The organism is uncultured Chryseobacterium sp. (genome assembly GCF_913776365.1).
Taxonomy (GTDB): domain Bacteria; phylum Bacteroidota; class Bacteroidia; order Flavobacteriales; family Weeksellaceae; genus Chryseobacterium.
In genome coordinates this window covers 1-3,510 of record NZ_CAJYMO010000091.1, presented here as the reverse complement: position 1 = coordinate 3,510, position 3,510 = coordinate 1, and the positions used below count along the sequence as shown (strand labels likewise).

3 protein-coding genes are annotated in these 3,510 nt (G+C 46.6%); all 3 read left to right on the top strand.

What is annotated here, in order from left to right; all coding sequences use genetic code 11:
* A partial coding sequence (gene ilvN / locus QZ735_RS04680) for an acetolactate synthase small subunit (RefSeq protein WP_294244880.1) occupies nucleotides 1–491 on the top strand: 491 nt, incomplete at its 5' end.
* Nucleotides 492–608: 117 nt separating this feature from the next.
* The gene (gene ilvC, locus QZ735_RS04675; protein WP_294244878.1) at nucleotides 609–1,670 is read left to right on the top strand and encodes a ketol-acid reductoisomerase; all 1,062 of its coding nucleotides are present in this window, start codon (nucleotides 609–611) and stop codon (nucleotides 1,668–1,670) included.
* Complete coding sequence (gene ilvA, locus QZ735_RS04670) at nucleotides 1,654–2,925, top strand: threonine ammonia-lyase IlvA (protein ID WP_294244877.1); 1,272 nt, start codon at nucleotides 1,654–1,656, stop codon at nucleotides 2,923–2,925. The genes ilvC and ilvA overlap by 17 nt, the downstream gene beginning before the upstream one ends.
* Nucleotides 2,926–3,510: the final 585 nt, after the last annotated feature.

Genomic DNA, 3,510 nt, shown 5'->3' with positions numbered 1-3,510 from the left:
AGGTCGGGCTGTTAACCAGAATAGCCATTGTTTTCTCCAGGCGCGGCATCAACATCGAGAGCCTGAATGTATCCCCTACGGAAATAGACCGTATTTCCAGATTCACTATTGTGATCCGGGAAAGCTTTGAGATGGTCCGTAAGATAGCGAGGCAGATCCAGAAAATGATTGATGTTATTAAAGTCTATTACAATACGGATGAAGAAATCGTATGGCAGGAAATGGCGCTTTTTAAGATCGAAACCGATATCGTTTCCGAGAAATTCCAGGTGGAAAGGATCCTTCGCCAGTATGGGGCAGCTATTGTCTGCGTAAGAAAAGATTATACGGTTTTCCATATTGTAGGACATTACGAAGAGATCGACAATTTCCTTAAAGTGATCGAGCCTTATGGCCTTAATGAGTTTATAAGAAGCGGAAGGGTAGCTGTGATCAAGGAAAACTACGGCTTTCACCAGAAACTCAGCTCATTTGAAGCCAATATGTACTGAATCCTGCTCCGTTACGGCTTTGGATAAAGGCGTACGGCTGATCAGGTACATTCAATGATAATCAATAAAACCCAAGAAGCGTAAGGCTTCACTTAACAATAAAAAAGTATAGAAATTATGGCATTAATACAATTTGCAGGTGTAGAAGAACAGGTAGTGACAAGAGAGGAATTTCCGGTTGAAAAAGCCCGGGAAGTGCTGAATACTGAAACGGTGGCTGTGCTCGGATACGGAATCCAGGGACCGGGACAGGCTCTGAATCTGAGAGACAACGGAATCCGCGTTATCGTAGGACAGCGGAAAAACTCAAAAAGCTGGGACCGGGCCGTAAATGACGGATTTGTCCCCGGGGAAACCTTATTTGAGCTGGAGGAAGCGGCTGAAAAAGGGAGTATCCTCTGCTATCTGCTGAGTGATGCGGCTCAGATCGAATGCTGGCCAATGGTCCGCAGACACCTTACCCCCGGAAAAGTCCTGTATTTTTCCCACGGATTCGGTGTTACTTACAATCATCAGACCCAGATTGTGCCGCCATCGGACGTGGATGTAGTCCTTGTGGCACCGAAAGGTTCCGGAACTTCGCTGAGAAGGCTATTTGTGGAAGGAAAAGGATTGAACAGCAGTTTCGCCGTTCATCAGGATGCTACGGGAACTGCCAGGGATAAGGTGGTTGCCCTGGGTATAGCTGTGGGAAGCGGATACCTTTTTGAAACCGATTTTAAAAAAGAAGTCTACAGTGACCTGACCGGGGAAAGAGGTACACTGATGGGAGCGATCCAGGGACTTTTTGCTGCCCAGTTCGAAGTGCTGCGCGCTAAAGGGCACTCACCGTCGGAGGCTTTTAATGAAACCGTAGAGGAGCTTACCCAGTCGCTGATGCCGCTGGTGGCGGAAAACGGAATGGACTGGATGTATGCCAACTGCTCCACTACTGCTCAGCGGGGGGCACTGGACTGGTGGAAGAAATTCTACCAGGCTACGAAGCCGGTCTTTGAGGAACTCTACGAAAGTGTGGAACAAGGCCACGAGTCCCAGCATTCGATCTCGAGCAACAGCCGGGAAGATTACCGTGAAAAACTGAATGAAGAACTGGAAGAATTAAGAAACAGTGAACTGTGGCAGGCCGGAAAAGCGGTCAGGGCCCTCCGTCCGGACAGAACTTATGAATATGAAAACTGATACACAACAATATCCGTCCATGGAACGGATACGGGAAGCTCAGCATACGCTGCGGGGAATCGCGGAACAAACACCGCTGCAGCAGAATCTCAGGTTGTCCAGGAAATACGGGGCTGAAGTTTTTCTCAAACGGGAAGACCTCCAGCCTGTACGTTCCTATAAGATAAGAGGGGCCTACAATAAAATCCACAGCCTCCACCGGGAAGGGAAAATACGCAACGGTGTAGTCTGTGCCAGTGCGGGAAACCATGCGCAGGGCGTTGCTTTTGCCTGCAGCAGGCTGAAAATCAGGGGAACCGTATTTATGCCGGTTACTACACCCAAACAGAAGCTGGAGCAGGTAGCCATGTTCGGGGAACAATATATCGACATCCGGCTTCACGGTGATACTTTCGATGCGGCAAAGGCTGCGGCAACAGAGTTTGCCGGTAACCACAGCGCGGCGTTCATTCATCCTTTTGACGACGCCCGGATTATTGAAGGGCAGGCTACGCTGGCTTTGGAAATTCTATCCCAGTCCGACAGGAAAATTGATTACCTCTTTGTTCCGGTAGGCGGTGGCGGATTGCTGGCAGGTATGGTTACCGTGTTTTCAGCATTGTCTCCGGAAACAAAGATTGTCTCCGTTGAGCCGAAAGGCGCAGCATCTATGAAAGAATCTTTGGCATCCGGACAAAATACAAAGCTTGAGGAGATTGATTCCTTTGTAGACGGTGCTGCCGTGCAGAGGGTCGGAGAGCTGCCCTTTGATATCTGCAGGGAAGCCGTCTCCCATTGTATGGCGGTGGAGGAAGGAAAAGTCTGTGAAACCCTTCTCGAAATGTACAACCGGGAAGCGATGGTGCTGGAGCCTGCAGGGGCATTATCGGTTGCCGGGCTGGAAAGTTTCCATGAAGACCTTAGGGGAAAGCATGCAGTCTGCATCATCAGCGGAAGCAACAACGACATCACCAGAATGGAAGAGATTAAAGAGAGAGCCTTGCTGTACAAAGGGCTGAAGCACTATTTCATCGTCCGGTTCCCGCAACGGCCGGGCGCATTGAAAGAGTTTGTGCTGAATGTGCTCGGTGATACGGATGATATTACATTTTTCGAATATACCAAAAAGAATTCGCGGGAAAAATCTTCTGCCATCGTGGGAATTGAGGTTGCTGAACCTTCGCACTTTAAGATACTCACTGCCAATATGAAAAAAATGGGTTACTTTGAGTTTTACCTGAATCATTCCCCGGCTGTCATGAACAGCATGATCTGACATTTCCTCAGAACAGAAATATCCCGGATAAATGACAAAAATCAGGCGCTATTTATGTTTATTTAGAATAAATATAAATAAATTTGTATTATCAGACAGCAGAAAAAAAACACATATCAATCATATCCATATCAATTTTTGTTTTTTTCGGACCGGCAATATAATTTGCCGGTTTTTTTTAGCAATTGACAGCAAGACGGGTTCATTGATTCCGGGTTTTTTGCAGTTTTCAATAAAGCGGAAAGATGACAGTCTTACATAATGGCTATGATGTACATACAGCACCATCAGCGGTATAATGATAATCGGTTGGTTTTGAATATAAAACAGGATAGATCGGGGTATTAAAAAACGATCCTGATTTTTTAAAGATAAAATAAGTGTCCAAAGCACTAAAAATTCCGTACCGGAGATAGGTAACCTGGAAATACTATTCAATAAACACTCTGTAGGAGGTATTACAGTCTACAACCCTCTTAAAAAAATCTTTCAGTTCCAGCGCTTGCTGGATCATGTTCGGAATATATCCGGTATATCCTTCAATAACATCGTCCGGGCCGATACCCAGACATCCCAGATAGTGGG